The organism is Tsukamurella pseudospumae (assembly GCF_001575195.1).
GTDB lineage: Bacteria > Actinomycetota > Actinomycetes > Mycobacteriales > Mycobacteriaceae > Tsukamurella > Tsukamurella pseudospumae.
In genome coordinates this window covers 1-22,608 of record NZ_LSRF01000058.1, presented here as the reverse complement: position 1 = coordinate 22,608, position 22,608 = coordinate 1, and the positions used below count along the sequence as shown (strand labels likewise).

The following is a 22,608-nucleotide window of genomic DNA, read 5'->3' as shown; positions in this document are numbered from 1 at the left end:
CGCGTTTCTCAGGCGGGGCGGGCCGTCAGGTCGGCGGTGTCCGCGAAGACGAGGTCGCCCGCGTCACTGAGCACGGCCCACCGTCGGGCGGGCTCGGCGATCCGCTCGCCGTCGTACTCTGTAGCGACGGGGGTGAACTCGCCGAAGTCCTCGACGATCTCCCCCGCGACCTCACGGTCGGTACCCGCGAAGGCGGTGACGGCCTTCCCGACCGCGTGCCCGGAATCCCCTTCCGCGGGAACGGTCTCGCCGTCTGCGGGGGTGGTGCCGCCCTCGGAGGGGTCGGTGCTCGACGTGGCCATGGTGCGCCTTCCGTGAGGGCTGTTCGGTCCGATGGCTCGCCATCGGATCCGACGGTCCGCGGTACTCCCGCCGGTCGCTCGACGGAATCGATAACGGAGCAAAGATCGCCGACGACGTCCACAATCTTGTTCGTTATCTTCGCGGAACAATAAACGCACTCGAAGTCTCCGCGGAAACGGATTCAGTACCAGCAACCCATTCCGCCCGTTTCCGTGCCATTTCTCGCGACCATTCCGGTGCATCCATTGTCCGGTCGATGCGATCACGCACGAACCGCCGTCCGCGTGATCGGACCCGCGCCGACGGCCTTCGTGCGATCCTTCACGCGCGGCATGATGAACGTGAACGCCGACCACGAGGAGCGGAACGTGACGGAGCGTGATCTACAGCGGGTCGATCTGAACCTGCTCGTCGCGTTCGACGTCCTCATGTCCGAACGCAGTGTCACCCGGGCGGCGGCGCGCATGCAGCTGGGCCAACCGGCGATGAGCGCCGCGCTGGCGCGGCTGCGCCGGCTGTTCGACGATCGCCTGCTGGTGCGGGAGGGCCGAACGCTGGTGCCGACCCCCGTCGCGGAGTCGCTCATCGGTCCGGTGCGACAAGCCCTGGCACTCATGGAGAGCGCTCTCGGCCAGCGGTCCGGCTTCGACCCGGCGAAGGACGAGCGGACCTTCACAGTCCTCACGAGCGACTACTTCCTCGTCCTGCTGCTCCGCCCCCTCCTCGCCGCGCTCCGGCGCGAGGCTCCGGGCGTGCGCATCCATGCGCGCCAGGTCGACGCGGACTACGCCGACGTGCTTCGACAGGGTCTGTTCGACCTGTGCATCGTGCCCCGCGAGTCGCAGCGCTCCGAGGTCACTCTGCGCAGTGAGGATCTGTTCACCGACCGTGTCATGTGCGCCGTGGATTCCGCGAACCCCGAAGTGGGTGACCGACTCACCCTGGAGCAGTTCCAAACCCTGCCGTACGTCGCCTTCTCCGGCGGGCCCGCGCTCGAGACGACCGCGCAGCGCCAGCTCCGCGCGCTCGGCATCGACCGCCCGATCGACGTCTCCGCGCACGGCTTCGTCTCCGCACTCATCATGCTCCGCGACACACCGATGTTCACACTGGTCCATGAGCACCTCGGGATCAGCCTCACCGAGCAGGCTCGACTACGGCTACTCGAGCCGCCCGTTGCCCTGGACCCCATCACCGCCACGATGCACTGGCTCCCTCGCCAGGACGAAAGCCCTGCGCACCAGTGGCTACGCAGGCAGTTCCGGGAGTCCGCAGCCGCTCTCTGACGAAGTATCAACGTCATCGATGCACTATATCGATATGCATCGATAACACTTGTGTGATCCACACCACTACCGTCGAAGGAGATCGACCGCCCGAACGCATCCACCCGATGCCCCGGCTCCGCGGTTCGACCCCCTTCTCAGGTAGGAGTTCGCCATGCGCGCAATTCAATTGGACGAGTACGGCCCCGTCGAGAACTACCGGCTCGTCGACGTTCCGGAGCCCTCCGCGGGCCCCGGCGAGGTCCGGATCAAGGTCGAGTACTCCGGCGTCCGCTGGGGCGACGTGATGAACCGGCGGGGCACCCTCGTGCGCCCCGATCCCCCGTTCATCGTGGGTCTTGAGGTCGCCGGCACCGTCGACGAGATCGGCGAGGGCGTCACGGGGTACGCCGTGGGCGACCGCGTGGTCAGCATGGTCGACGAGGGCGGCTACGCCGAGTACGCGGTGGCTCCGCAGCACCTTCTCGCCAAGATCGACGACGACGTCGCCCTCGACAAGGCGCTGGCCTACTTCCTCAACCTGCGCGTCGCGTACATGATCGTCTACCCCTGGGCCAAGGTGCAGGAGGGCGAGACCGTGCTGCTGCATGCGGCCTCCGGCGGCGTCGGCTTCCTGGTACTCCAGATCCTCAAGCGCCGCTTCCAGAACGTGACGGTGATCGGCGTCTGCAGCTCGGAGGAGAAGGCCGCAAAGCTCCGCGCCGCCGGCTGCGATCACGTGATCAACCGGCTCACTCAGGACTACGTCGAGGAGGTGACCCGCATCGCGGGCACCAAGGCGACGGGCTACTCGAACGCCGCGCAGGCGGGCCAGGGCGTGGACCTGTCGATCAACGGCGTCTCCGGCCCGACGATCGAGGGCGACATGAAGGTGATCCGCAAGCGCGGCCGCTGGCTGCTGTTCGGCCGCCAGGCGGCGGACCGCGGCGCCACGATCGACACGCACCAGATCAACTACGACGGCATCACGATCATGCCCTTCTCGATCGTCGCCTGGTTCGGTCAGCCGGAATGGGAGGAGTCTCTGACCTTCCTCAACGACTGGCTCGCCCATGAGGAGCTCAACGAGTCCATGACCTGGCCGCTGGAAGAGGCCGCCGCCGCCGAGACCGCCATCGAGAACGGCAAGACCGTCGGCAAGGTCGTGCTCAAGGTCGCGCGGGACTGATCACCGTGCGCCGCTTCGTGGACATCTCCGTCGATCTCCGCAACGACATCACCCGGGCCGTCGCCCTCTTCGACGATTAGCCCCTTCCTCTTCCCCACCCATCACCACCCGGTGCCGTCCTCGGCGGTCCGGGTGCGAAAGGCACCTGAAATGTCCACATCGTTCGGCGAGGAGCTCTCGCGAAACTGGAACGTCCTGCTCGGGTCGATCATCGGCGGCGGCTGCGGCATCATCCCGCTGGCCGCCGCGGCCGGAGCCATGTTCATGCGCTCCATCCAGGCCGACTTCGGTTGGACCCGCACGGAACTCTCCCTGTCGTCGGTGGTGCTCGGCGTGGTGCTCGCGGGGATGGCGCCGCTCGTCGGCGTCCTCGTCGACCGGTATCGGACGTCGTGGATCGCCGGCGGCTCGATGGTGCTGATGGCGGGCGGGTGGGTTGCGCTCAGCCTCGTCGGCAACAACCTCGGTCTGTACCTGGCCCTGTTCGCCGTGACCACCGTCATCGCCGCCGGCGCGTCGGCGGTTCCCTTCGCCCGCGCCGTCAGCATCGCCTTCCCGGGCAACCGCGGTAAGGCATTGGGCCTGGCGATGATCGGCAACGGGGTCTCCGGGGTCCTGCTGCCGCTGTACATCGTTCCGCTCGTCGCCGCCGACGGCTGGCGCTCCGGGTTCCGGGCTCTGGCGCTCGTCGCCGTCGTCGCGGCGCCCATCGTCTTCGGGCTCCTCCGCAAGGGCGAGCGGAAGCCGGGGGTCGCCGACGCGGCCGCGGCGTTCTCCCCCGGCCCCGACCTCGCCACCGTCGGGATGACGGTGCGCCAGGCGATCGCGAGCCGTCCGTTCCGGATGCTGCTCGTCATCTTCCCGCTCGTCACGCTCTCGTTCGCAGGACTGCAGATGCATTTCCTGGCGATGCTCGGCGATGCCGGCCTCTCGGCACAGTGGGTGGCCTGGTACGCGAGCTCGATGGGCATCGCGCTCACCGTGACCCGCGTGATCTCGGGGTACCTGCTGGACGCCTTCCCCGCCCAGCGGGTGTGCGCGATCATCATGGGCCTCGGCGCCGCCTCGGTCCTGGTCTTCGCCTTCAGTGGCACAGCCGGATCGGTCTTCGGCGCGATCGCCATCGGGCTGGTGAGCGGTGCGGAGATCGACATGCTCGGCTACTTCGCCTCGAAGTACTTCGGGTTCGCCTCCTACGGGCGGGTGTACGGAATGCTCTGGTCCACGATCCTGCTCACCACCGCCGTCTCGCCCATCCTGTACGGCCTGGTCAAGGACGGCACCGGCAGCTACACGCCCGCACTCGTGGCGGGAGCCGCCCTCCTCGGCGTCGCGAGCCTGTTGCTGCTGCGCATGGCCCGTATCCCCTACCTCCCGACAACTTCCGGGCCCCCGGCCCCCGTCGGGCGGTCCGACGGTACGCCGATCGGCACCGTCGGCATCGCTCCCGTGGCCTGATCCACTTCTCCGAAAGGCGACGCCATGAAGTTCGCGACCTACTCCGACGTCCCGGGTGGGGCCACCCGTGCCGCGGTGCTCGACGGCGAGATGTTGTATCCCGTATCCGGCGCGTCGAGCGTGCTCGATCTGATCGGCGACGGGCTGGATCAGCTTCTGCTGCACGGTCGTACCGCCCGCGAGACCGCTTCTCCCGTTCCGCTCGCCTCGGTCCGACTCGAGGCGCCGCTGCAGCCCCCGTCGATGCGCGACACGATGAGCTTCCACGAGCACATCGTCAACTGCATGGGCGAGGTCGATCCGTTGCACCACGAGTTCCCGTGCTTCTACGTCACCAACCACGACGCGGTGATCGGCCCGAACGACGAGGCCCGCGTCTCCCCCGGCTGCGAGCAGTTCGACTACGAGCTCGAGGTGGCGACGGTGATCGGCCGGCCCGGCACCAACATCGCTCCGAACGAGGCGGCCGAGCACATCATCGGCTACACCACCTACATCGACTGGAGCGCACGGGATCTCCAGTTCGAGGAGATGCAGCTCCGGCTCGGCCCGGCCAAGGGCAAGGACGGTGCCACCACCCTCGGCCCGGTCCTCGTGACGGCGGACGAGTTCGCCCCGCTGCGCGCGGGCAAGGGCCACGACATCGGTATGCGCGTCGCGATCAACGGCGAGCCGATCAGCAGCGGCAACTGGTCGTCGATCAATTGGACTTTCGACGATGTCGTCGCCTTCACCTCCCGCGGCACCTCGCTGCGGACGGGCGCGGTGATCGGCTCCGGCACCGTCGGCAAGGGTTGCCTGCTCGAGCAGCGCGCCCTCGACCCCGAGGGTTTCCGCGGCTGGCTCCGGCCCGGCGACGTGGTCACCTTCGAGGTCGACCTCATCGGCCGCATGGACATCACCGTCGGATCCCCGCTTCCCCGCCACCCCCTCAGCTCCGGCCACTGAAACACCAACACCGAACAGGAAAGAAGATCATGATCGTTGTACTCACCGTTTTCAAGTACGTGGAGGGCGCCCCGATTCCGGCGCAGAAGGAGTCCGAGGCCCTGGAGGCCGCGCTCCAGGAGGAGATGATCGACACCGGCGACATCCTCTGGTTCCACAGTCGGCTGAAGTTCTTCGGCACGGAGGTCGGCGGCGTCCGCTGGGACGATGCGGCGCTCTACGCCGTGCGCGACGCCGAAGCCATGCGCCGCTGGATGCTGTGGGACAAGCACCGCGCGGTCGACGCTGCGATGGCCGAGAACAACGCCCTCGTCTCCGTGCTCCCGTTGCAGTTCACCGACGCCGAGGACACCGAGGCGGCCATGAACGAGTTCCTCGCCGTCATGCGCGAGGGCGCGTTCGACCGCGCGGAACACGGGCTGACGCTGGACTTCCCGGCGGCCCGCTTCGGTCCCGACTACGCCATGCCCGAGCTCGCGGACCTCGCCGCCGGCACCGACCGGAAGTGAGGGATCACCGTGAAGGTCGTGACCTTCCACCGGCAGGGCGACCCCGCCCCGCGACTCGGCCTGGACAACCGGGACGGCTCCACCTACACCGACCTCACGGCGCGATTCCCCGAGGACCCCGCGTTCGGGTCCATGCTCGCGTTCATCGACGCCGGCGCGCCCGCTCTCGAGAAGGCCTGGGAGGCATTCCTGAAGCTCGACGGTGCCTTCCTCGTCGAGCAGGGCACCGTCACCCTGCTCTCGCCGTTCCGGCCGCGCCGCCTGCGCGACTGCGGGCTGATCGTGGCGCACCTGCGCCCGAGCATGCTCAAGAGCGCGCAGTGGCTCGCGGCGAACACCGACGCACCGTCGGCGATGGAGCTCTACACCGCCTTCGACCCGATCTTCGCCCCGCACTACGACCCTGCGGTGCCCCCGCTCTTCGTCGACCGCGACCCGGCCACCGCCTGCGCGCCGGGCGCCGTGCTCACCTGGCCGGCCGAGAGCGCGTGGATGGACTACGAACTCGAGCTCGCGGTGGTGATCGGGAAGGCCGGCACGGACATCGCGCCGGAGAACGCCGCGGACCACGTCTTCGGCTACACCGTCTACAACGACTGGACGCTGCGCGACATCCAGGCGGCGAACATGCGGCGCAGCGGCGAGGTCCACGGCGACGCCAAGGACTTCCCGGACTCCAACTCCTTCGGGCCGTGCGTGGTCACCAAGGACGAGATCCCCGATCCCCGGAACCTCGCGATGACGGTCCGCGTGAACGGGGAGGTTTGGGGCGCAGGCAGTTCCGCACGGATGATCCACTCCTTCGAGGACGCCGTCGTCGCCTTCAGCCGCAACGGCGGCATCAAGGCCGGCGAGGTCTGGGGCACGGGCACCGTCCCCGACGGCTCCAGCTTCGAGCTCGGCAAACGGCTCCCCCGGCCCGCGTTCGTCGAGCTCGAGATCGAGGGCATCGGAAAGCTCTCCCACTACGTCGTCCCGCAAGCCTGAAACACTCACCCCGAAAGAAGTACCACCATGTCCACTCAACTCGCACTCGAGGACGACCCCCGCCTCATCCGCCTCACCGACGAGGTCTACGTCTTCGGCACCTACCCGTACAGCGGCCTCGTCGTCACGGACGAGGGCTGCATCGCGATCGACGGCCCCATGTCGCCGAACATCTGCGCACCCTGGAAGGAGTTCATCGACGCGAAGGGGCCACTGCGGTACCAGGTGTACTGCGAGCACCACTCCGACCACACCATCTCCGCGCCCTACCTGCAGCCGGAGGTCCTGGTGTCGTCCGAGACGACGCGTGGCGTCATGGATACCGACGAGGTGGCCCGGGAGGCCATGCGCACCTGGGGTGCCTACCCGGATGTCGACAGTGCCGTCATCGACGGCTACCGCATGGCCTACCCGACGCTGACGTACCGCGGGCGCCTCAATCTGGAGCTGGGTGGCAAGCGGTTCACGCTGTTCGAGGCCCCGGGGCACACCATGGGTTCGACGGTCGTGCACGCGATCGACGATCGCGTCGCCTTCATCGCCGATCTCGGTGCGACCCCTGCCATCCAGTCCGGTGACCCCGTCGCGTGGCTGACCACGATCGCGCTGTTGGAGACGCTGGACGTCGACTGGTACGTGCAGGGTCACATGGACCCGATGCGTCGCGAGGACCTGCACGAGTGGCGGCTGGCTCTGCTCGGCGCGCTGGACACCGCGCGCGAGCGGGATCGCGAGGGCCTGACCCCGGATCAGATCGTCGCGCAGGGCGGCGTCTTCGACGTCGCGAAGATCCTCGGCGGCAAGACCTTCCTCGGCCGCGACGACATTCCGCCGGGCCTGCTGACCTTCGGCGCGGGTGCGCTCCAGGCGATCGGCGCCGAGCGCATGTCCGAGGCCGTGCACCGCCATCCCACCGATTCCCTCTCGGCCGCACTCGGCCCCGTCAGTACCCAGGAGTGAGTTCCATGAGCCAGGACGTCTTCATCATCGGCGTCGGCATGACGCCCTTCGGCGTGCACGCCTCCGAGACCGTGCCGACCCTGACCGCACGCGCGGTCCGCGAGGCGCTCGCCGACGCCGGCATCACGCCGGCCGAGGTGGAAGCCGCCTACTTCGGCAACACCACCCAGGGACCGCTGGAGGGGCAGGCGATGATCGCCGGTCAGATCGCGCTCCGCGGCGTCGGTTTCGAGCGCATCCCGATCTTCAACGTCGAGAACGCCTGCGCGAGCGGTTCGTCCGCGCTCAATCTCGCGATCACCAGCGTGCGGGCGGGCGAGGCCTCCGTCGCGCTCGCGGTGGGCGCCGAGAAGATGAACACCGGCGACAAAGCGAAGACGATGAGCGTCTTCGACGGTGCCTACGACCTGTCCGATCCCGCTGCGCTGCAGCGCACTCTGGACGCGCTCGGCGGCGAGGTCGACACCAGCGACGCCGGGCAGCGCAGCATCTTCATGGACATCTATGCCGCGATGGCACGCAATCACATGACGACCTTCGGCACCACGCAGGAGCAGATCGCCGCGGTCTCGTCGAAGAATCACGGTCACTCGGTGAACAACCCCCTGTCGCACTACCGCAAGGCCATGAGCGTCGAGGAGATCCTCTCGGCGCGAGCACTCGCCTACCCGCTGACCGTCCCCATGTGCTCGCCGCTCACGGACGGCGCGGCCGCGGCGATCGTCTGCACCGCGGAGGTCGCCGCGCGGATCGCCGGGAACAGGAACGTCCGGGTGCTCGCGTCCGTCGCCGGTACGAGCGTCGAACGCGAGACGGCCGACTACTCGAAGCACGTCACGCGGCTCGCCGGCGAGCGCGCCTACGAGCGCGCGGGTATCGCGCCGAGCGACGTGGACGTCGCGGAGGTGCACGACGCCACGGCGTTCGGCGAGCTCGCGATCAGCGAGCACCTCGGCTTCTTCGAGCCCGGCGGGGGCGGCGCGGCCGCCGAGGCCGGGGAGACGACCCTCGGCGGCCGCATCCCGATCAACACCTCCGGTGGGCTCGAGTCCAAGGGCCATCCACTGGCGGCGACCGGGCTCGGCCAGATCTTCGAGCTCGTCACGCAGCTGCGCGGCGAGGCCGGGGCCCGGCAGGTCGACGGTGCGCGGATCGCCCTCGCCGAGAACGGCGGAGGCTTCAGCCCGTTCGGCACCGGCGAGGAGGCCGTCGCCGTGGTCACGATCCTCAAGGCACCCTGATGGCGATCATCGACTACTTCGACCAGGGCTGGGCCCGCAACGCCGGCGGTGACGCCTTCGTCCTGGGCGATCGACGGTGGACGTACCAGGAGGCCGGTGAGCTGACCTGCCGGATCGCCCACGCGCTGCTCGGCGAGAAGGTCGCGCTCACCGGCAACGCCGCGGTGCTCTCCCCCAACGACCCCGTCGGCTGGATGTGCGTGCTCGGCATCTGGCGGGCCGGCCGCACCTGGGTGCCGCTGCATCCGGGCGAGCCGGCGAGCACCTCGGCGCAGCTCATGCGCCAGTTCGATTGCGAGGCACTGTTCTTCCACAGCTCGATGCGCACCGAGGCCGAGGAACTCTGCGCGGCTCTGCCGCAGGTGAGCCTGGTGATCTGCATCGACTCCGACCTCGACGGGGCCTACACCTCGCTCGAGAACTGGATCGACGGCGCACCGTCGACCCGCCCGACGGTGCCCTACGACATGGACGACGTGGTGATGATCTCGCCCACCGGCGGCACCACGGGCCTGCCCAAGGGCGTGATGAACACGCATCGCACCCTGGCGAACACGTGCGCGCACCTGCTCATGGCGTTCGAGTACGGCGACGACGAGCACGTCGTGAACCTCGCGGCGGCTCCGCTGACGCACTCCGCCGGCATCGTCACCCTGCCCACCATGGTGCGGGGCGGCACCGTCGTCATCATCGAGCGGCCGGACCCGGCCTCCGTGGTCGCGGCGATCGAGGAGCACCACGTGACGGACCTGTTCCTGCCGCCGACGGTGATCTACCGGATGCTCGACTGGGTGGCCGGACGCGACTGCGACTTCTCCTCGCTGCGGTACTTCGTGCACGGCGCGGCGCCGATGTCGGTGGAGAAGCTCAAGCGCGCGATCGAGGTGTTCGGCCCCGTGATGATGGCGGCGTACGGGCAGACCGAGGCCTTCGCGGCCATCGCCTACGCGCGGCCCGACGAGCGGGTCAAGAACGGGATCATGGTGCCCGACAGCCGACTCGACTCCTGCGGCCGGCCCTACCCGCTGATCTCCGTCGAGATCCGCGACCGGAACGATGCCGCGGTGTCCGTGGGCGAGAGCGGCGAGATCTGCGTGCGCGGCGATCTCGTGATGAAGGGCTACTACAAGCAGCCGGACAAGACCGCCGAGACGATCGTCGACGGCTGGCTGCACACCGGCGACGTCGGCCACTTGGACGAGGACGGCTACCTCTACATCACCGACCGGACCAAGGACATGATCATCTCGGGCGGCTTCAACGTGTACCCGAGCGAGATCGAGCAGGTGATCTGGGGCCATCCCGCGGTGGCGGACTGCGCCGTGATCGGCGTCCCCGATCCAGATTGGGGCGAGAAGGTGATCGCCGTCGTCGAGCTCTCCCCGGGCCAGCAGGTCGACGGGGCCGAACTCATCGCCCTGGTCAAAGAGGCACTGGGCAGCGTCCGGACGCCCAAGCGGATCGACATCGTCCCGAGCCTGCCGCGCAGTGGCACCGGCAAGGTGCTCAAACGCGCTCTGCGCGAGGACTACTGGTCCGGCGCGGACACCAAGATCTGACAACACGTATCCGAAGAAGGAAGGACATCATCATGACCACAGCGATTCTCGTCGGAGGCAACGGCTACATCGGGCGCGAGGTGACCCGTCAGTGGCTGCAGCGCGACCCCGCGGTGCAGCTCATCGTGACCAGCCGGGAGGACCGGCACGAGATCGAGGACCCGCGTGTGCAGCACGTGCAGGTGGATGCCGCCGACGCGGCGGCCTTCGAGAGCGCCCTCCCGGCCTCAGCCGACTACGTCGTCACCTTCACCTACGGCTCGAACGAGGTCCTGGAGAACATCCGCGGCTACGCCGAGAAGCACGGCGCGCAGGCCGTCGGCAACGTCGGCATTGGCGCCGTCGAGCTCCCCGGTTTCGAGGACTTCGTCGCCATGAAGAAGGCCGAGCTGGAGTTCCTCCGCGCCGGAGCGGTGCGCGTCGCGAACGTCGACGCCACCGTCGTCTACGGGGCCGACCGGGACGACGACCTCGCGAAGGCCGTGCGGTCCGGCGCGCTCCACGCGCTCCCGCCGATCAGCGTCGAGGTCGTCGCGCAGCTGCTCATTGACCGCCTGGTGCGCGCCTGGGCCGCCTGACCCGGCTCGATGTTGACACTGCTTACACGCCGGGCTACAGTCGTTCGTGTAAGCAGTGCATACATCGACGAGTGAGGGACATCATGCAGACGATTCTGGGCGCGAACGGGCAGATCGGCGAGGAGCTGGCGCGTTACCTGCACGAGAACGTCACCCAGGACATCCGGCTGGTCGGGCGCAATCCCGAGAAGGTCAACGAGACGGACGAACTGGTCAAGGCCGACCTGATGGACGCCGAGGCCACCGACCGCGCCGTCGCGGGCAGCGACATCGTCTACCTCACGGTCGGTCTGCCGATGGACTCGGCGATGTGGGAGGAGCGCTTCCCACCGATGATGGAGAACACCATCGCCGCCGTCCGCAGGCACGGCGCGAAGCTGGTCTTCTTCGACAACACCTACATGTACCCGCGGACGGCGGTCCCGCAGGTCGAGGGCAGGACGCCCTTCGAGCCGCGCGGGCGGAAGGCGGCCGTGCGCGCGCAGATCGCGACCCGGCTGCAGGAGGAGATGGGCGCCGGTCGCATCGAGGCCGTGATCGTGCGTGCCCCCGAGTTCTACGGCCCGGGCAAGACCCAGGGCCTGACCAACACCACCGTCTTCGACCGGATCACGAAGGGCGAGCGGCCCCTGGTCCCCGTGAGCGCCGACACCAAGCGCAGCCTGATCTGGACGCCCGACGCCAGCCGAGCGATGGGCCTGATCGGCAACACCCCCGACGCCTACGGTCAGACCTGGCACCTGCCGATCGACCAGAACCGCCTCACCTATCGCGAGATGATCGCGATCGCCTCCGAGGTCGCCGGCCGGAAGATCCCGTTCAGCACGATCCCGCTGTTCGTGTTCACGCTGGCCGGCCTGTTCAGCGAGAAGGCCAAGGAGGCCTCGGAACTCATGCCCCGCTACGGCAAGGACAACATCTTCGACACCTCGAAGTTCACGGCCCGGTTCCCCGATTTCCGGGTCACCACCTACCGCGAGGGCATCACGCAGATCCTGTCCTGACTGCGACGCCGGTCCCGCTCACCACGTCGTCGTAGACGTCTCGGGCCGCGAACGCCGCGGTCAGCGCCCGCTCGACGTTCCGCTGTGTGCCCCGACGGCCCGCAACCCGGTGCGCCTCGTGGGCGGCATGGTGCGCCTCCCGGAGCTCGACGGGGACCGGCCCGTCGTAGGCGGCGAGGTCTCGGTCGAGATCGTTGAGCATCGTCGTGGTCACGCCCCGCAGAGTGCGCCGGTAGCGTTGCACCGAGGGCGGCGTGAGCAGGCCGGCAGCACTGAGCGCCACCAGGATCAGCGCCAGCAGTAGCGTGATCGCGATCCGTAGCCCGCGCAGCAGCTCCGGGGTCGTCGAGGGAGTCATCGTGTTGTCGTAGTCGGCCGATTCGTGGCCTGGCAACGGCGTCAGGCGTCGGCCATCAGGCGGGTCATTCCCCGCAGCACGGAGCGGGTGACCGCCCCGCGCACGCGATCGGGGAGCGACGGTGCCGGGGCCGGTGCTCCCTTCCCCAGGCGCGGGAACAGCGCGAGGGCGTTCTCCCGCTCGATCCGGCGAGCGAGCTCCGCATCACCCGCGGTGTAGGTGTCGAGTCCGGCGGCGAAGTACTGCACGGCCACCTCGGGCGCGAAGGGCCAGTCGCTGCCGAACAGGACGTGGCCGGGGTCCGCGAAGGCCACCAGGCTCGGCAACGCCGCCGCGCTGGCGGACAGCGCGGTGTCGAAGTAGAAGCCCGAGAAGTCGTCGAGCACGTCCAGTGGGCTCCGACCTGTCTCGCCCGCGATGGTCAGGGCCATCCGGTGCGACGAGTAGGGCACGAATCCGCCTGCGTGGCTGAGGATGAACCGGATGCGGGGGTACCGTCGCCGGATCCCGTTGCGTACGAGCAGGTACGCGGCCCGGGTGGTGTCGAGCAGGAAGTCGGCCGCGAAGGGCGGAATCCCGTCGACGGCCGGTGCCGGGAGATCCGCCGGATGGATGAACACCGTCGCGGCCCGCTCGTCGAGAAGGCTGAGGAGCTGATCCTGCCCCGGCTCACCGAGATACGTGCCGCGGGCATTGGCGAGCAGGACCACGCCGTCGGCGTGCAGGTCGTCCAGGGCACGCCGGGCCTCGGCCGCCGAGGCGGCCACGTCGGGCGTCGGCAGGGTGGCGAAGAAGCCGAACCGGCCCGGGTTCGCCGCGACCACCGCCGCCGCCTCGTCGTTGAGCGAGCACGCCAGGCCCGCCGCCTCGGCGGAGTCGGTCAGGAAGGTCGTGCCCGGCGTCGAGACCGACAGGATCGCGGTGGCGATCCCCGCGCGGTCCATCACCCCGAGGGAGTCCTCGGCGGACCACGCGGGCAGGTCCCGCCCGCCGGCCGCGTCGATGCCCTCGGCGGCGAGCCGTTCACGGTACGAGGCGGGAATCATGTGGTGGTGGACGTCGATGCGCTGCATGGAATCTCCGTGGTTCGGCGGGACGGTGGATCGGTGGCGGCGGCGGGCTCCGCGATCCGGCTCGGGTCCGGATCGCGGACGGTGCCGCCTACCCTCCGGCGTGGAAGGGCTCGGTGCCGAGGACGAGCCGGAGCCCGGCGATACCGGAGTGCTCCTGGGCGTAGCGCAGCTCTCGGCTGAGGTCGCTGAGGCTGTTGCGCGGCGGCACCCCCAGGCTGAGGGTGGACAGCGTGCCCAGCGCGTAGCCCTCCGAGTCCACGTAGGCGGCGCCGCTGTCACCCGGCACCCCGGGCCGCGCGGCGATGACCGTGTGCGCCCAGCCGCCGGCGTCGGGCTCCGGGGACTGCAGGGTTCCGCGGTGCGGTGACAGCGCGTTCACGCCACCCCGCAGCGACGAATCGCCGTAGCCGAAGACCCGCTCCCCCGCGTGCACCCGATCGACCCCGAGACCCACCGGGCCGCCCCAGGTGGGGAGCGACGGATTGACGGATCCGGCGGCGCTCTTCGGCAGCCGGATCAGCGCGAAATCGTTGTTGGCGCACAGGTCCGCGCCCTTCTCCCCCGCTTCCTGCATCGTCCTCCAGCTGGAGTAGGCGAGGGAGCCCGTGGCCTTCGTCGTGCCCTCGGCCCGCACCGACCCACCGGTGCGCAGGTCGACGGCGGTGCCCAGGGGCACGGTCTGCGCGGTGCAGCCATTCGGCAGCTTGTCCGTGCCCGTGTAGCCGCAGTGCGCGGCCTGGCCCAGGTACACCTCTCCCTTGGCGTCGGTGAAGACGAAGTTGGTCGTGCACTGGCTGTCGCCCGTGTAGGCCTGCACACCCGGGTGCAGCGTCGCCTGCGCGGCGGGGGCCCAGGACACCCCCGCCTCTGCGGCGGCGACGGTGTGCGCCGCCCCCGCGGAGGTCGCCGCGCCCGTGGACGTCGCCGCCCCGGACGTCCCCGTCGCAGCGGACGAGGCGGCGGGGCTGTCCGTCGCATCCGCCCCGCAGCCGGCGGTGGCTGCCAGAGCGGCGGCCGCCGCGACGGCGATGAGAGCGCGGGCGGCCCGAGTCAGGCGATCGTCGCTGTCGATGCGTCGCATCTGTTTCTCCTCATCTCACCCGATGATCGGGCGACGGTACCGGGTCTGGCGGTCTAGTTCGGTCTGCATGGCGGCCCGTACGCGGTCGGCGTAGTCCTCCGCGGCCTCGTCGGGCTCGGGGCGCATGGCGGGCAGGAAGGTGGTGCGGAGCTTGGTGGGCAACGGGATGTAGGGCAGCAGTCCCACCGCCCCGATGTTGACGCCCCAGGGGATGGACACGGTGGTCGGCAAGCGGTTGAGGCGGAACCGCTCCCGCACGCCGGTCGCCTTGGCGAGCCAGGCACCGTCGTCGAGGACGACGACGGATTCCCCCGCACCGCTCGTGACCACGGGCACGATCGGGACGCCGGCTTCCACGGCGAGCCGGGCGAAGCCGGAGCGGCCGTCGAAGAGCACCGTGTTGCGGTCCTTCCAGGTCTTGAAGGCGTCGACATCGCCGCCGGGGAAGACGAGGACGTGATTGCCCTCTGCGAGGGACTCCTTCGCGGTCTCGCGGCCGGCGGGCCGGGAGCCGAAGGGTTCCAGGAACCGTCCGACGCCGAGTTGCCACGCCACCTGATGGGTCAGCACGATCACCGGGCGCTCATCGCCGCTCTCGCGGTGCCCGATCCCGAAGGCGACCACGTTGAGGTCGAAGACACCGCCGAAGCCGTGGTTGGCGACGAAGAGCACGGGTTCGTCGGGAATCGGTGCCGCGATGGTGGTCTCGTGCCGGTTGTACGCGCCGACGAAGGTCTCCAAGGCCCGCGCGATGCGGTCGCTCCAGTCCGTCATCTCCCGATCGTCGCCTTCAGTCGCGGCAGTTGCCCCAGCGGGTTGTGCCGCTCGATCTCGAGACGCTGCTCGGTGGTGAAGGTCTCGCTGAGGCCGGGCGCGGGGTCGCGGTCACCGTGCTGGTCCAGCACGAGCGCCGAGAAGGGCCAGTCGCTGCCGAACACGATGTGGTCGCGGCTGGTCGCGGCCAGCACGCTGTTCATCGCGGTGGGCGCCGCACTGAGGGCAGTGTCGTAGTACATGCCCGCCACCTGTGCCTTGACGTCGAGCAGCGAGATCTTCGGCAGGCCGAGACGGCCGAGCACCGTCTGCGAGGCGACGCCGATGCGATGCGTGAGGAAGGGCAGGGTGCCGCCGGCGTGCGCGAGCTGGAACCGGATGTTCGGATACCGCTCCATCACGCCGGTCATCATCATCATGGTCGCCGCGCGCGTGGTGTCGAAGGTGAACTCCGCGAGGAAGTCCGGCAGCGGCAGGTGCGGCTTCGCGTTGTCGGGGATCGCCGCCGGGTGCACGAAGACATACGCGGAGCGCCGGTTGAGCTCCATCATCAGGGGCTCGTACCGCGGATCGCCCAGGTACACGCCGTCGTAGGCACTGAGCAGCGTCACGCCGTCGAGGTGGAGCACGTCGAGCGCGTACGCGAGCTCGGCGATGGACGCGATGAGGTTGGGCAGGGGCAGGACCGCGAAACTGCCGAAGCGCTTGGGGTGCTTCTTGATCAGGTCCGCCGCGTACGTGTTGCAGTACCGCGCGAGGTCGATCGCCTCCTTACCGGCGAGGAAGGAGACGCCGGGGTCCGATACGGCGAGGACGCGAGCGGAGATGCCGTAGTAGTCCTGGAAGGCGAGGTCCGCCTCGGGCGACCACGTGGGCGTCGGGTAGCCGCCGATTGTGAAGTGCCCGTGCGAGAGCAGCGCCGCCCGGTACTCCGGCGGCAAGAAGTGGGCGTGCAGGTCCACGCGGTACTGGCCCGTGGGAGCTGCGAAGCCCGGCTCCGGCTTGGCAGCGGCGGGTGCTGCGGCTGCAGCGCCGAGGGCGACCGCGCCGACGGTCGTCGCGGCGCCGGCGAAGAAGTTGCGGCGGTTGATCATCGAGGGGGCTCCGGTCTGCGGCAGGGTTGTCTTCACTGGGGGTGTATCGGTTGTCAGGGCTCGAGCGCGAACTCGGCCACGGCCGTCGCGAGGGTCTCGTCGCCCAGGCCGATGCGCGCCTCGACGTGATCACCGGGGCGGACCGGAACCATGGGGCCCAGGGCTCCGGAGAGAACGACGTGCCCGGCGCGCAATGGATCGCCCAGGTCGCGGGCCGTCTCGGCGAGCCACAGCAACGCGTTGAGCGGATCGCCGAGGCAGTCCGTGCCGTATCCGGTGGAGGCGATCGTGCCGTTGACCGTCATCGTCATCGTCACCGCCGACGGGGTGATCGCGTCGGGGAGCCTGTCGCCGATCACGTACAGGCCGGCGCTCGCGTTGTCGGCCACGGTGTCGGCGTAGCTGATGTCCCACTGGGCGACTCGGCTGTCGACCACCTCGATGGCGGCGTGGCTCCGGGCGACGGCCCGGCGGACGGACTCGAGCGTGAGGTCACCGTCGAGGTCCTCGCCCAGGACGAAGGCGATCTCCGCCTCGACCTTGGGCTGCAGGAGCATCGAGCCCGGGATCGGCGTCCCGGTCACGTCCATGTCGTCGAACAGCACCCCGAAGTCGGGGCGGTCGACGCCGAGCTGCGCCTGCACGACCGGGTTGGTCAGCCCGATCTTGCGGCCGACGACGACGGCGCCGCGATCGACGCGGTCCTGGGTGAGCAACTGCTGCACGGCGTACGCCGCCGTGACATCGGTGGGCCCGATGAGGTCGCGGATCGGCAGGCACGGGCTGCGCAGGTCTGTCGCGGTCAACAGTCGGCGCGCGGCGGTGGTGATGGTGTCGGCGCTCATGCGGGCCTTCCGGTCTGGGTGGGGGTGGCGTCGATGCGGGTCGTGGTGCGGCTGTCGGTACCGGACGGTGCGACCTGCCGGACCAGTGCGCGGGTCAGGTCCGCGGCGTCCCGGCTCGCGCCGAAGACGTACTTGTCAGGTCGCAGGACCACGACGGTGCCGGGCCGGTGCCCGGCGCGCCGCAGCCACGAGGTCAGGAGGTCGTCGGTGTCCTCGAGGTCGAGGAGACCGGCCTTGCGGCGGCCGTCGCCGATCCGCCCCTGCGGCCGCGCGCCCGAGCGGTAGATCGTCGCGAAGTTCGCGCCGAGACGCTCCCACACGAGCGCCTCCGCGCCGAGCGCCTCGCGCGGGTCGGTCTCGAATCCGATGACGGCCCAACCGATGCCGAGGGCGTCGTCGAGCCGGACCCGGTGGCCGTCGTAGCGCCGTACCACGGGCTGCGGCGGCAGGGTGCCCTCGATACCGCGGACCGGCTTGCGGTCGAGGCCGAGGTACTCGCCGCGACGGAACCGCGGCTTGGGCTTCATGCCGGCCCGCCGCACCCAGGCGCCGAGTGCGGGCACGCGGAGCGCCGAGCGCAGCGCGATGTCCCGCGACCGCGCGAGGGCCCTGCTCTGGACGGAGACGAGCGACTTGTTGAACACGGACAGCTCGATCATCGCCTTCGCGTGATGCCGGCGCTCGGACTCGTAGGTGTCGAGGATCGCGGGATCGGCCCCGTGCTGCAGGACGGCCTGGAGCTTCCAGGACAGGTTGTCCGCATCGCGAACGCCGGCGTTCATGCCCTGGCCGATGAACTGCGGGGTCATGTGCGCGGCGTCGCCCGCGAGCAGGATGCGGCCCTCGCGCCAGCGGTCGGCGATCACGGCGTTGAAGGTGTAGACGAGGCGCCGCTCCACGGTCACCTCGTCGACGTCGACGTACTGCCCGATGAGTCGCTGCACCGTCGCGTCGGACTCGAACTCGTCCTTCTGGTCGTCGTCGGCGAGGTTGAACTCGAACCGGTGATGCCCGCCGGGCTGAGGACAGCTCACCGTCGGCATATCCGGATCGCAGACGAAGTCGAAGTACGGGAGGTGGCGGAACGGGTCCGCGCCCTCCTTGGCGGCCAGGTCGACGACGAGCCACCGCTCGGGGAAGCTCTTGCCGCTCATGTCGATACCGAGGCCGGTGCGGATGACGCTGCGGCCACCGTCGGCGCCGACGAGGTACGACGCGCGCACCGCCTCGCGGGTGGCATCATCGATCACGTTGTCCTGCTTGCCGTACCCGCTGCCGGTGGAGGCCGCGTGAACGACGATCACGCCGTCGGCGTCCTGCTCGAACTCGACCACCTCGCGGCCCCGTCGGACCTCGACGTTCGGGTAGCGGATGAGGGTGTCCCCCAGCTTCGTCTCCAGGTAGGGCTGGTAGAAGAAGTTCGTCACGGGCCACCACAGCGGGCGCTGCGGCTGGCGGAACTGGACGAGCACCTCGCCGTCGGAGGTGACCCACTGGACCGCCGAATCGACGTTCATGTCCTCGTGGATCTCGTCGGCGACGCCGGCGGTCTGGAAGACGCGCAGGGCCTCGTCGTCGGTGTAGACGGCGCGAGCGTTCCCGTAGAAGTGCGGTTCGCGCTCGAGGACGAGGACGGACAGGCCCCGTCGGCCGAGGAGGTGGGCGAGGGTGAGGCCGGTGGGCCCGAGGCCCACGACGGCGACGTCGTAGTCGTTCACTTCTTCATTCCGATCGGTGTGCTGAGGGCGGGAACGGTCCGCTCCGGGCGGCGGAGGTTGCGGAGGGCTTCGCGGACCTGGGCGAGGTTGTCGGTCATATGGACGGTGTCGTGGCCCCAGATGCTGATGCCCTGGTAGGTCGTCGGCTGCCAGGCGGCTTCGAGCTCGGGAGTGACGACGATGGGATTCCAGCCGACCTCGAGTTCGAACCCCGAGGGCGTGACGCAGTAGAAGGACAGCTCACGGTCGTTGGTGTGCTGGCCCACCGTCCACGCGATGCGGAAACCGAGGTCGCGGACCCGCTGGTAGGCGGCGAGCATGTCGTCGAGGTCGGCGACCTGGATGTTGACGTGCTGCGCCCGGGTGCGGATGGGGTCGACGGGCAGGTGATGCAGGCCGGCGACGGCGATCGAATGGTGCCGCTCGTTGACCCGCAGGAAGCGGATCTTGAGCGTGAGACCGTTGACGTTCTCGTCGATGTAGTCCGAGAGTCGCGAGTCGAAGACGGTGCCGTAGTAGCGGTGGATGCTCGCCGGGTTCCGCGAGGTGATGGCGACGTGCCCCATGCCGGAGTCACCGGTCACGTAGCCGGAGGTGAGCATGCGCAGCGGCTGGGTGGTAGTCCGGCCGGTCGTGAAGACCTCCTGGACAATGCCTTTCGGTCCCGGGAAGCGCCACAATCGTTCCACGCCGCGCAGCGCGGCGTCCTCGGGGGAGCCCTCGACGATCGGAACGCCGCGATCACTGACTCGCTTGATGACCCGGTCGAAGGTCTCGTGATCGTCGACCTGCCAGCCGATCGCCATGAGGTCCTCGGCGGGGCCGCGGCGGATGAGGAAGCGGCACTCGTTCTCGTCGAGCCGGAATCGGAGGGTGTCGGCGTCGAGCTCGTCGACGTGCAGGCCGATCGCGTCGGCGCCGAAGCGGTGCCACTGCTGCATCTTCCGGGACTCGACGGCGAGGTAGCCGAGGTGGACGGCGCCGAAGACGGATCCCTGCTTCGCGACCTCTGTTGCAGCGGCGGTCATTCGGTGCCGCCGAGGAAGGTGGCGGCGAGGTCGTTGAACAGGTCGGCGCGCTCCCACTGCACCCAGTGACCGGTGCGCGCCGCGACGTAGAGGTCGCAGTTCGGCATGGTCTTGGCGAGCATCGGCCCGCCGGCCGGGCGGTTGACCTTGTCGTCGGCGCCCCAGATCACCAGGGTCGGTGCCTGGACGTCCGCGAGGCGGCGGTCGCGGGTGAAGTCCATGCGCAGGAGCGTGCGCAGCGCGGTGGGGCCGGACGGGCGGCGCAGCGGCGGGTTCGCGACGACATCGGGCTGGATGCTGGCCCGATACCGCAGCTCGATGAGTTCCTCCGGCACGGCCGAGGCGTCGTAGACGAGGTACTCGCGGATGAACTCGCTGAGCTTCTCCTTGCTCGGCCCGTCGCCGCCGTAGTAGCCGAGCAGTGAGTTGAGGCCCTTGGTCGGGAGCGCACGCGTGGTCCCGATGCCGCCGGGGCCCATGAGGATCAGCTTGTCGACCTTGTCGGGCCGGTCCATCGCGAGCCGGAGGGCCGCGGCGCCGCCGTAGGAGTTGCCGACGAGGTGCGCCCTGTCGATGCCGAGCTCGTCGAGCAGGCCGCGCAGGACCATGGCGAGGTCGCCGAACGGGTCGCTCTGGTCGATGTCCTTGCTGGACTGCCCGTACCCCGGCATGTCCGGCACGATCACGCGGAACTTCTGCGCGAGGACGTCGATGTTGCGCGAGTAGTTCGACGCGCCCGTCGCCCCGGCGCCGCCACCGTGGAGCAGGACCACGGGGGCGCCCTCGCCGGCCTCGGTGATGAAGATCCGACGACGCCCGACCTCGACGGTGCGTTCGGTACGGGTGGGGGTGGTGGCGGTCATCGGTGGCCCTCTCGGTCGGTACGTTTCTGACTACATCATCAGAAACGTGATCCGCGATGCCAAGAGGTTTCTGATAGATTTATCCAAGAAACCCACCGAAGGGAGACCGCGGATGACCACCGAGACGGCCGACGCGCCCGCACGGCGCCCCGATCCCCGTCGGGCCCGCACCCGTAACGCCCTGATCGGCGCCGCCCGCCGCCTGCTCGCCGACGGGCGGGCTGCGGTGAGCGTGCAGGAGATCACCGACGAGGCCGGCGTGGGCTTCGGCAGCTTCTACAACCATTTCGAGACCAAGGAGGAGCTGTTCACCGAGGCCGTGGCCAGCGTCCTCGACGAATGGGGCGAGCTCCGCGACGCGGTGGTCGACGGCATCGAGGACCCGGCCGAGGTGTTCGCCGTGAGCTTCCGCATGCTCGGCCGGATGCAGCGCCACCTGCCCGAACTCGTGCGCGTGATGCTGCACCAGGGCATGTCCGTGCTGCTCACCGACCGCGGCCTGCGGCCCCGGGCGCTCGCCGACCTCCGGCGCGGGATCGAGGCGGGCCGGTTCACCGTGCCCGATGCCGAGATGGCGCTGATGATGTCCGGCGGCGCGCTGCTCGGGCTCGTCCAGCTGCTCGACGCCCACCCGGATCTCGACGATGCCCGCGCCTCCGACGACTACGCCCGGCACGTGCTGCTCATGCTGGGGATCGAGAAGGACGACGCCGACCGCATCGTCGCGCTGCCCCTCCCGGAGATCTCGGTCCCCGTCTGACCCACACGAAAGGGTTTCCACACGGCCGAAAAACTGTCCGCGACAGATGCTCTCGCGCGCGGCACGGCCAACCGCATCGGCGGCCCCGATGAGGGTGCCGACGACGACGAGCTGCCGATCCACCGCGAGATGTTCGAGCGGGCGCGGTCGAGTCAGGACGCGATCGAGGCGCGGGTCGCGCGGTTCCAGAAGCGCCCGCCCGTCTTCACCGGGCAGTAGTCCGCTCGCGGCGGGTTGTCGCTGGGTGACAACGTCGACCGCACGTTTTGTTCGCCCGAACCGATGTGCTCCGGGCATTGCGCCGTACCGTCCCCGGGGACACGACCGTGCGAGGCGTGCACTGGGTCGAAATCCGCGTTACTGCTGTTGCAGGGGCAGGAGTTCTCTCTCCGCAAAGACCTGGCGGATAGCCAGCATCGCGTTGAACACTCGTGGGTTCCCGGCGAAGGCGAGGAGGTGGATCACGGCGTCCACGATGTCCTGGGGCGATGCACCAGCGGTGAGGGCCGCTCGAGTATGGAACTTCAGCTGGCGTTCCGCGTCCCCAAGCGTCGTCAGGGCAGCGATTGTTACTAGGGCGTGTCTCCCAATAGTCGTGACCATCGCAAGCATGCTTGGAGCACGACCCCGGCCCGGTAGGTGATGGCGAGTTTGTCGTAGCGGGTGGCCAGTCCGCGCCATTGCTTGGTGTCGTTGAATGATCTCTCAACTACGTTGCGGCCCTTGTAGGTATCGGTGTCGAATGTCGGTGGCCGACCACCCGCGGCGCCCTTGCGGCGGCGGGCGTCGATCTCGGTGACCTTCTGCGGAATGACTGCCTTGATACCCCGGCCGGCGAGCATCCGCCGGTTCACGCCACTGGTGTAGGCCCGGTCGGCGACGACCGCGTCCGGGCGAGTGCGGGGACGCCCAGCCCCGCATCTCGGTACCCGAATATCGGCGAGGACCTCGGTGAGCATGGCGCCGTCGTTGCGCTGTCCGCCGGTGACGACCACCGCGAGCGGACGCCCCTG

General features: G+C 69.4%; 24 protein-coding genes. 12 read left to right on the top strand and 12 right to left on the bottom strand.

All coding sequences use genetic code 11. The features are described 5' to 3' along the window. Positions 1-8: 8 nt before the first annotated feature. Positions 9-302 carry a hypothetical protein gene (locus tag AXK60_RS18575; RefSeq protein ID WP_068982551.1) on the bottom strand — a complete coding sequence of 98 codons (294 nt, stop codon included), beginning with the start codon at positions 300-302 and terminating at the stop codon, positions 9-11. Positions 303-587: 285 nt separating this feature from the next. Between AXK60_RS18575 and AXK60_RS18570 the strand changes: the two genes are divergently transcribed. The 11 genes from AXK60_RS18570 to AXK60_RS18520 all read left to right on the top strand — a co-directional run bounded on the left by AXK60_RS18570 (position 588) and on the right by AXK60_RS18520 (position 12,001). Further along, the gene (locus tag AXK60_RS18570; RefSeq protein WP_068573491.1) at positions 588-1,589 is read left to right on the top strand and encodes a LysR family transcriptional regulator; all 1,002 of its coding nucleotides are present in this window, start codon (positions 588-590) and stop codon (positions 1,587-1,589) included. A gap of 154 nt (positions 1,590-1,743) precedes the next feature. Beyond that, positions 1,744-2,757: a quinone oxidoreductase family protein gene (locus AXK60_RS18565; RefSeq protein ID WP_082778117.1), complete on the top strand. Its 1,014-nt coding sequence runs from the start codon at positions 1,744-1,746 to the stop codon at positions 2,755-2,757. Positions 2,758-2,907: 150 nt separating this feature from the next. Next, positions 2,908-4,215 carry an MFS transporter gene (locus tag AXK60_RS18560; protein ID WP_068573489.1) on the top strand — a complete coding sequence of 436 codons (1,308 nt, stop codon included), beginning with the start codon at positions 2,908-2,910 and terminating at the stop codon, positions 4,213-4,215. A 24-nt stretch (positions 4,216-4,239) separates the two neighbouring features. Further along, positions 4,240-5,163: a fumarylacetoacetate hydrolase family protein gene (locus AXK60_RS18555; RefSeq protein WP_068573488.1), complete on the top strand. Its 924-nt coding sequence runs from the start codon at positions 4,240-4,242 to the stop codon at positions 5,161-5,163. A 29-nt stretch (positions 5,164-5,192) separates the two neighbouring features. Beyond that, on the top strand, positions 5,193-5,672 hold the full coding sequence (locus AXK60_RS18550; RefSeq protein ID WP_068573487.1) for a hypothetical protein: 480 nt from the start codon (positions 5,193-5,195) through the stop codon (positions 5,670-5,672). Between the two features lie 18 nt (positions 5,673-5,690). After that, the gene (locus AXK60_RS18545; RefSeq protein ID WP_139058036.1) at positions 5,691-6,659 is read left to right on the top strand and encodes a fumarylacetoacetate hydrolase family protein; all 969 of its coding nucleotides are present in this window, start codon (positions 5,691-5,693) and stop codon (positions 6,657-6,659) included. 27 nt (positions 6,660-6,686) lie between these two features. Then, positions 6,687-7,619: an MBL fold metallo-hydrolase gene (locus AXK60_RS18540; protein ID WP_068573485.1), complete on the top strand. Its 933-nt coding sequence runs from the start codon at positions 6,687-6,689 to the stop codon at positions 7,617-7,619. A gap of 5 nt (positions 7,620-7,624) precedes the next feature. Next, entirely contained in the window at positions 7,625-8,860 is a 1,236-nt protein-coding gene (locus AXK60_RS18535; protein ID WP_068573484.1) for a thiolase family protein, read from the top strand. Next, positions 8,860-10,419, top strand: coding sequence for a class I adenylate-forming enzyme family protein (locus AXK60_RS18530; RefSeq protein ID WP_068573483.1), 1,560 nt, complete (start codon positions 8,860-8,862; stop codon positions 10,417-10,419). The genes AXK60_RS18535 and AXK60_RS18530 overlap by 1 nt, the downstream gene beginning before the upstream one ends. 32 nt (positions 10,420-10,451) lie before the next feature. Further along, positions 10,452-10,997, top strand: coding sequence for an NAD(P)H-binding protein (locus AXK60_RS18525; protein WP_068573482.1), 546 nt, complete (start codon positions 10,452-10,454; stop codon positions 10,995-10,997). 83 nt (positions 10,998-11,080) lie between these two features. Continuing rightward, on the top strand, positions 11,081-12,001 hold the full coding sequence (locus AXK60_RS18520) for an NAD-dependent epimerase/dehydratase family protein (RefSeq protein WP_068573481.1): 921 nt from the start codon (positions 11,081-11,083) through the stop codon (positions 11,999-12,001). Here the strand turns inward: AXK60_RS18520 and AXK60_RS18515 are convergent. The 9 genes from AXK60_RS18515 to AXK60_RS18475 all read right to left on the bottom strand — a co-directional run bounded on the left by AXK60_RS18515 (position 11,982) and on the right by AXK60_RS18475 (position 20,835). Next, entirely contained in the window at positions 11,982-12,359 is a 378-nt protein-coding gene (locus AXK60_RS18515) for a hypothetical protein (RefSeq protein WP_139058035.1), read from the bottom strand. The genes AXK60_RS18520 and AXK60_RS18515 overlap by 20 nt on opposite strands. A 41-nt stretch (positions 12,360-12,400) precedes the next feature. Further along, the gene (locus tag AXK60_RS18510; RefSeq protein WP_068573477.1) at positions 12,401-13,432 is read right to left on the bottom strand and encodes an amidohydrolase family protein; all 1,032 of its coding nucleotides are present in this window, start codon (positions 13,430-13,432) and stop codon (positions 12,401-12,403) included. 88 nt (positions 13,433-13,520) lie between these two features. Continuing rightward, positions 13,521-14,513, bottom strand: a complete 993-nt coding sequence (locus AXK60_RS18505; RefSeq protein WP_068573475.1) for a hypothetical protein — start codon at positions 14,511-14,513, stop codon at positions 13,521-13,523. 15 nt (positions 14,514-14,528) lie between these two features. Continuing rightward, positions 14,529-15,287 (bottom strand): lysophospholipid acyltransferase family protein, encoded by a 759-nt coding sequence (locus AXK60_RS18500; protein ID WP_068573473.1) that lies wholly within the window; start codon positions 15,285-15,287, stop codon positions 14,529-14,531. Beyond that, positions 15,284-16,417: an amidohydrolase family protein gene (locus AXK60_RS18495; RefSeq protein WP_244881131.1), complete on the bottom strand. Its 1,134-nt coding sequence runs from the start codon at positions 16,415-16,417 to the stop codon at positions 15,284-15,286. The genes AXK60_RS18500 and AXK60_RS18495 overlap by 4 nt, the downstream gene beginning before the upstream one ends. 17 nt (positions 16,418-16,434) lie before the next feature. Continuing rightward, positions 16,435-17,226 carry a 2-keto-4-pentenoate hydratase gene (locus AXK60_RS18490; protein WP_068573471.1) on the bottom strand — a complete coding sequence of 264 codons (792 nt, stop codon included), beginning with the start codon at positions 17,224-17,226 and terminating at the stop codon, positions 16,435-16,437. Beyond that, the gene (mhpA, locus tag AXK60_RS18485) at positions 17,223-18,944 is read right to left on the bottom strand and encodes a bifunctional 3-(3-hydroxy-phenyl)propionate/3-hydroxycinnamic acid hydroxylase MhpA (RefSeq protein ID WP_068573470.1); all 1,722 of its coding nucleotides are present in this window, start codon (positions 18,942-18,944) and stop codon (positions 17,223-17,225) included. The genes AXK60_RS18490 and mhpA overlap by 4 nt, the downstream gene beginning before the upstream one ends. Beyond that, on the bottom strand, positions 18,941-19,972 hold the full coding sequence (locus tag AXK60_RS18480) for a VOC family protein (protein WP_068573468.1): 1,032 nt from the start codon (positions 19,970-19,972) through the stop codon (positions 18,941-18,943). Before AXK60_RS18480 ends, mhpA begins: the two co-directional genes overlap by 4 nt. Then, positions 19,969-20,835: an alpha/beta fold hydrolase gene (locus AXK60_RS18475; protein WP_068573466.1), complete on the bottom strand. Its 867-nt coding sequence runs from the start codon at positions 20,833-20,835 to the stop codon at positions 19,969-19,971. The genes AXK60_RS18480 and AXK60_RS18475 overlap by 4 nt, the downstream gene beginning before the upstream one ends. A 112-nt stretch (positions 20,836-20,947) precedes the next feature. On the opposite strand from AXK60_RS18475, the gene AXK60_RS18470 reads away from it, so the two are divergent. Beyond that, positions 20,948-21,595, top strand: a complete 648-nt coding sequence (locus AXK60_RS18470; RefSeq protein ID WP_068573463.1) for a TetR/AcrR family transcriptional regulator — start codon at positions 20,948-20,950, stop codon at positions 21,593-21,595. A gap of 357 nt (positions 21,596-21,952) precedes the next feature. Here AXK60_RS18470 and AXK60_RS27985 read toward each other — a convergent pair whose 3' ends face one another. Together AXK60_RS27985 and AXK60_RS18465 are read right to left on the bottom strand one after the other, a co-directional pair. Further along, positions 21,953-22,198 (bottom strand): carboxymuconolactone decarboxylase family protein, encoded by a 246-nt coding sequence (locus AXK60_RS27985; protein ID WP_175400071.1) that lies wholly within the window; start codon positions 22,196-22,198, stop codon positions 21,953-21,955. Beyond that, on the bottom strand, positions 22,168-22,608 hold a 441-nt coding region (locus AXK60_RS18465; RefSeq protein WP_139058034.1), incomplete at its 5' end, for a transposase. The genes AXK60_RS27985 and AXK60_RS18465, both read right to left, overlap by 31 nt.

Bases quoted from the DNA above. Each gene is read 5' to 3' on its own strand.
- AXK60_RS18575 (WP_068982551.1), bottom strand. From the start codon at position 302: ATGGCCACGTCGAGCACCGACCCCTCCGAGGGCGGCACCACCCCCGCA.
- AXK60_RS18565 (WP_082778117.1), top strand. From the start codon at position 1,744: ATGCGCGCAATTCAATTGGACGAGTACGGCCCCGTCGAGAACTACCGG.
- AXK60_RS18560 (WP_068573489.1), top strand. From the start codon at position 2,908: ATGTCCACATCGTTCGGCGAGGAGCTCTCGCGAAACTGGAACGTCCTG.
- AXK60_RS18555 (WP_068573488.1), top strand. From the start codon at position 4,240: ATGAAGTTCGCGACCTACTCCGACGTCCCGGGTGGGGCCACCCGTGCC.
- AXK60_RS18550 (WP_068573487.1), top strand. From the start codon at position 5,193: ATGATCGTTGTACTCACCGTTTTCAAGTACGTGGAGGGCGCCCCGATT.
- AXK60_RS18540 (WP_068573485.1), top strand. From the start codon at position 6,687: ATGTCCACTCAACTCGCACTCGAGGACGACCCCCGCCTCATCCGCCTC.
- AXK60_RS18535 (WP_068573484.1), top strand. From the start codon at position 7,625: ATGAGCCAGGACGTCTTCATCATCGGCGTCGGCATGACGCCCTTCGGC.
- AXK60_RS18530 (WP_068573483.1), top strand. From the start codon at position 8,860: ATGGCGATCATCGACTACTTCGACCAGGGCTGGGCCCGCAACGCCGGC.
- AXK60_RS18525 (WP_068573482.1), top strand. From the start codon at position 10,452: ATGACCACAGCGATTCTCGTCGGAGGCAACGGCTACATCGGGCGCGAG.
- AXK60_RS18520 (WP_068573481.1), top strand. From the start codon at position 11,081: ATGCAGACGATTCTGGGCGCGAACGGGCAGATCGGCGAGGAGCTGGCG.
- AXK60_RS18515 (WP_139058035.1), bottom strand. From the start codon at position 12,359: ATGACTCCCTCGACGACCCCGGAGCTGCTGCGCGGGCTACGGATCGCG.
- AXK60_RS18510 (WP_068573477.1), bottom strand. From the start codon at position 13,432: ATGCAGCGCATCGACGTCCACCACCACATGATTCCCGCCTCGTACCGT.
- AXK60_RS18505 (WP_068573475.1), bottom strand. From the start codon at position 14,513: ATGCGACGCATCGACAGCGACGATCGCCTGACTCGGGCCGCCCGCGCT.
- AXK60_RS18500 (WP_068573473.1), bottom strand. From the start codon at position 15,287: ATGACGGACTGGAGCGACCGCATCGCGCGGGCCTTGGAGACCTTCGTC.
- AXK60_RS18490 (WP_068573471.1), bottom strand. From the start codon at position 17,226: ATGAGCGCCGACACCATCACCACCGCCGCGCGCCGACTGTTGACCGCG.
- AXK60_RS18480 (WP_068573468.1), bottom strand. From the start codon at position 19,972: ATGACCGCCGCTGCAACAGAGGTCGCGAAGCAGGGATCCGTCTTCGGC.
- AXK60_RS18475 (WP_068573466.1), bottom strand. From the start codon at position 20,835: ATGACCGCCACCACCCCCACCCGTACCGAACGCACCGTCGAGGTCGGG.
- AXK60_RS18470 (WP_068573463.1), top strand. From the start codon at position 20,948: ATGACCACCGAGACGGCCGACGCGCCCGCACGGCGCCCCGATCCCCGT.
- AXK60_RS27985 (WP_175400071.1), bottom strand. From the start codon at position 22,198: ATGGTCACGACTATTGGGAGACACGCCCTAGTAACAATCGCTGCCCTG.